Below are 4053 nucleotides of genomic sequence, written 5' to 3'. Positions count from 1 at the left end.
TTTGATAGCAAAAGCGGGAGATCTGACCGCCAGGAGGATGTTAATAAATATTTTATATAACGAATCAGAAATAGAATTTAAAAATTATTTAAATTTACTTGATTCCTTGAATATAGATCCTTCAACATTAAAAAGTATAGATCTTACTAGAGCGAATATTGCTTATAGTAACTATCTTATTTCTCAAAGTGCACAAAAATCTTTTGTAGTTGGTATGGCAGCCCTTTTGCCTTGTTATTATAGTTACTTAGAAATATACCAATATCACAAAGACAAGCTTAACAATAATGAAAATGATATATATTTAAAATGGGCATCGACTTATAACGAAGCAAAATACAAGAAGTTAGTTGAAGATTTAATTTGTATTTTTGAATTATATCTAAATTCAGAAAAAGAAGAAGAAATAACCCAGACATATAAAAGCTTTAGAGAGATGAAAAATATGAATGTGAAGTTCCATGGAATAACTACTGAAAAATTTATACGAACTACTGCTTTAAGATACATTATGATAATCTTGAAATTCTATGAAAGTCAAAGCTGTATAAAGAAAAACAAAACATTTATTGAGATAGGGAAAAGATAAAATGATTAATAAAAAGGATATTCAAAACCAAATAATTCAGGCGGTCGAAATAGTAAAACGGGAAAATCCTATAGTGGGGTCAATTACCAACACTGTAACAATTAATTTTGTGGCTAATGCTCAACTTGCTGTCGGTGGTTCTGCTGCTATGGTTTATTTACCTGATGAAGGTGAATTTTTGGCAAAAGCCAGTGAAGCTACTTATATAAATTTTGGGACATTTATACCACTTTATGAGCAAACTTTACCTCGTGTAGCAAAAGCTTTGCATGAAGTAGGAAAGCCATGGGTACTTGATCCGGTAGCAGTGGGTATTGGTTCCCTTAGAACTCAGCTTTTGCTGGAATTAAAAAAGTATAAACCTACTGTAATTAGAGGGAACGCTTCGGAAATTCTAGCATTGGCAGGCTTATGGGAATTAGAAGGTGGTACAGCTCTATCCACTGTTCGCGGTGTTGACTCAACGGATTCCGTAACTTCTGCTAAGAATGCGGCTGTTGCGCTGGCAAAGTGTACAGGAGGAGCAGTGGCCGTATCAGGCAAAACGGATTTAATAACCGATGGTTCCGTCATAGCCTTTTCTCATGGAGGGTCACATTTTATGGGGAAAATTACTGGGGCGGGCTGTTCGTTGGGTGGAGTCGTTGCGGTCTATGCAACGGCCACTTCACCATTTATTGCGGCGCTTACTGCTAGTGCAGTTTATAATTTAGCGGGAACTCGTGCTGAAAAAAAGGTGGACGGTCCCGGTAGTTTTCAAATTCAGTTTCTTGATGAACTGTATAAAGCGAACGCGGGTGACATTGCTAACAATCCATTTGAAATTGAGGAGGTTTAATCTATGAATACATTAATTGCTGTTGCCATAGCACCTATTGGTATAGGTGATGAGCTTGCACCTAAAGTAGCTGAAGTTATAAAAGTAATTCGTGATTCGGGTTTACCTTATCACACAACTTCTATGTTTACAGAGATAGAAGGTGAGTGGGATGAAGTAATGAAAGTCGTTAAAGATGCAACATTTGTACTTGCTAACGAGGGTATCCGTACCGAAGTTGTTCTAAAAGCTGACATACGTCCTGGGTTTAAAAATATGATGAATGTAAAAGTCAATAAAATCAACGATATTTTGGACGGTAAAAATAATGAGCATCAGAAAAACATTTGATATATCGGAATACTTAGTTGTGGGCCCTGATAGAAGTTTGTCGGGAATACTTAGGAGAAGATTCTATTATTGGCTTATCACCAAGAACACATGAGTTATTCAAATATATCAAAGCAGCGGATGCATCTCAGACTGATTATTTTGATGCCGGTCCATAATTAGCTCAAACCGGGGTTCATGGTTTTTTCGTGGTCACCGCTATATCTGAAGCTGATGATCCAAAATCGGCGACCGCTAATCTGGTAAAAGCCTGGAACTTATATTCTACAGTAGGCCATAAAGTTTTAAGTGAAAAACAGATTAAGATATGATTGAAGGAGTAATTTTTTGCTTTAGACAGAGTCAGACTGGACGCCATGCCGTCTAAGATGCAGTGAATCATTTTTAACCTTATTGTTCTGCTTATCAAAAGATTTGGAGGCTTTAGAGAGATGAAAAATATGAATGTGAAGTTCTATGGAATAACTGACAGATCATATCTAAAGGATCAGAATTTGATTGACGCAATAGAAAAAGCAATAAAAGGGGGCATAACTGTACTTCAACTCAGAGAAAAAGAGTTAAATTCAAGGGATTTTTACTATCAAGCATTGAAGGTTAAAGAAGTAACGGATCATTATGGTATTCCGTTGATAGTAAATGATAGAGTGGACATTGCTTTAGCTGTAGAAGCTGACGGTGTACACGTTGGGCAAGAGGATCTTCCTACAAAAATAGCTCGAAAGATCATAGGAAAAGAAAAAATATTAGGAGTATCGGTTGAAAATGTTGAACAAGCTATCCAGGCACAAAAGGATGGAGCTGATTATTTGGGAGTAGGTCCGGTGTTCCCATCTCCTACTAAACCAGAAGCGAAAACAATTAGCATCGCTGAAGTTAAAAAAATAAAGGAGTCTGTCAACATTCCTGTAGTAGCGATTGGCGGAATAACTGCTGAAAATTTATATGATCTCATGAGAGAAACAAATGTGGATGGCGTTGCTGTTATATCGGCACTTTTTTCGGGTGATGTTAAAGAAAATGCTAAACGTATACGCAAGGTAATTGAAAAAGTTGAAATAGTTAACGAAAGGAGCCAAAAAGATGGTAAATAACATTTTAGATACAGTAAAAGTGAAAAAACCTCTGATACATCATATTACAAATATGGTAACAATAAATGACTGTGCCAATGTAACTTTAGCGGTAGGAGGGCTTCCAGTGATGGCCCATGCAATAGAGGAAGTCGAAGAGATGGTATCTAATTCCCAAGCGCTTGTACTTAATATCGGTACGTTAACTTTAGAACAAGTAAAGGCCATGATAAAAGCTGGGAAGAAAGCCAATTCACTTAATATTCCAGTCATCTTTGATCCTGTTGGTGCAGGAGCAACAAAAATAAGAACAGATGCTTCTAAAAAAATATTAGATGAAGTACAAATATCCGTTATAAAAGGGAACAAAGCAGAGATTGGTATTCTAACGGGTTCTGGTGGAAAAATCAGAGGTGTAGAAGCGGAAAGTAACGATGAAAATATAGAGTCATATAAAAACTTTGCAAAAGAGTATCATTGTATAGTTGCAGCTTCAGGTGCTACAGATATTGTTAGTGATGGTAATACAGTGTATAAAGTTGATAATGGTCATTCTATGTTAGGGACTATCTCGGGTACAGGTTGCATGTTAACGTCTGTTATTGCTAATTTTTGTGCTGTGGAAATTGATTATTTACAGGCTACCGTTTCAGCAATGGTTGCATTTGGACTAGCTGGTGAATTAGCTGCGTCACGTTCAGAGGTGAAAGGCCCTGCTTCTTTTAAAGAAGCGTTCTTTGATGAAATATATAACTTAACAGACGAAAAATTAAGTAGGGGTATAAAGGTACGAGGAGAAGTTAACTAAATAAATATTTAAAAGAGGTGAGTTAAGGTGAAGAAGTTTTTAGCGATGTTGGGTGTTATAGTTGTTTTGTTATCCTTTGCTTTTTCTGAGGAATTGACTGTCTATATTTACGAAAGTCTCAGTTGGATTGAAGAAGGAACGATTCAAAAGTTTGAAAAGATGAACGACTGCGATGTAAAAGTGGTAAAATTGGGTGATGCAGGTAACGTTCTCACACGGCTAGTTTTGGAAAAGAAAAATCCTCGAGCGGATGTAGTCATTGGGCTTGATCAATCGCTTGCTGCAAAAGCTGTTGAAGAGGATTTATTGATCCCTTACAAACCAAAAAATATTGAAAATGTTAGAGACAAAGCGTTGATATTTGATCCCGAATATTATGTAGTTCCTTACGACTACGGGGCTATAGCCATCATTT

General features: G+C 36.5%; 7 protein-coding genes and 1 pseudogene. All 8 read left to right on the top strand.

The genetic code is table 11. The features are described 5' to 3' along the window. The coding region (locus tag AA81_RS13410; protein ID WP_211292729.1) for a thiaminase II/PqqC family protein at positions 1 to 589 on the top strand (589 nt) is incomplete at its 5' end. 1 nt (position 590) lies between these two features. Beyond that, entirely contained in the window at positions 591 to 1427 is an 837-nt protein-coding gene (gene thiM, locus AA81_RS13405; protein ID WP_103899308.1) for a hydroxyethylthiazole kinase, read from the top strand. Between the two features lie 3 nt (positions 1428 to 1430). Further along, positions 1431 to 1757, top strand: a complete 327-nt coding sequence (locus AA81_RS13400; protein ID WP_103899307.1) for a thiamine-binding protein — start codon at positions 1431 to 1433, stop codon at positions 1755 to 1757. A 17-nt stretch (positions 1758 to 1774) separates the two neighbouring features. Further along, positions 1775 to 1915, top strand: a complete 141-nt coding sequence (locus AA81_RS14475; protein WP_211292728.1) for a hypothetical protein — start codon at positions 1775 to 1777, stop codon at positions 1913 to 1915. Positions 1916 to 1945: 30 nt separating this feature from the next. Beyond that, the gene (locus AA81_RS14735) at positions 1946 to 2068 is read left to right on the top strand and encodes a hypothetical protein (protein ID WP_281256312.1); all 123 of its coding nucleotides are present in this window, start codon (positions 1946 to 1948) and stop codon (positions 2066 to 2068) included. Between the two features lie 120 nt (positions 2069 to 2188). Then, positions 2189 to 2851, top strand: a complete 663-nt coding sequence (gene thiE / locus AA81_RS13395) for a thiamine phosphate synthase (RefSeq protein ID WP_211292727.1) — start codon at positions 2189 to 2191, stop codon at positions 2849 to 2851. Further along, positions 2841 to 3638, top strand: coding sequence for a hydroxyethylthiazole kinase (gene thiM, locus AA81_RS13390; protein WP_103899306.1), 798 nt, complete (start codon positions 2841 to 2843; stop codon positions 3636 to 3638). Before thiE ends, thiM (AA81_RS13390) begins: the two co-directional genes overlap by 11 nt. Before the next feature lie 27 nt (positions 3639 to 3665). Continuing rightward, positions 3666 to 4053: pseudogene (locus AA81_RS13385) on the top strand (thiamine ABC transporter substrate-binding protein); the annotation flags it as partial.

The sequence above is a fragment of the Petrotoga halophila DSM 16923 genome (assembly GCF_002924615.1).
The sequence above is the reverse complement of the archived record's forward strand: the minus strand, read 5'-3'. Positions and strand labels throughout refer to the sequence as shown.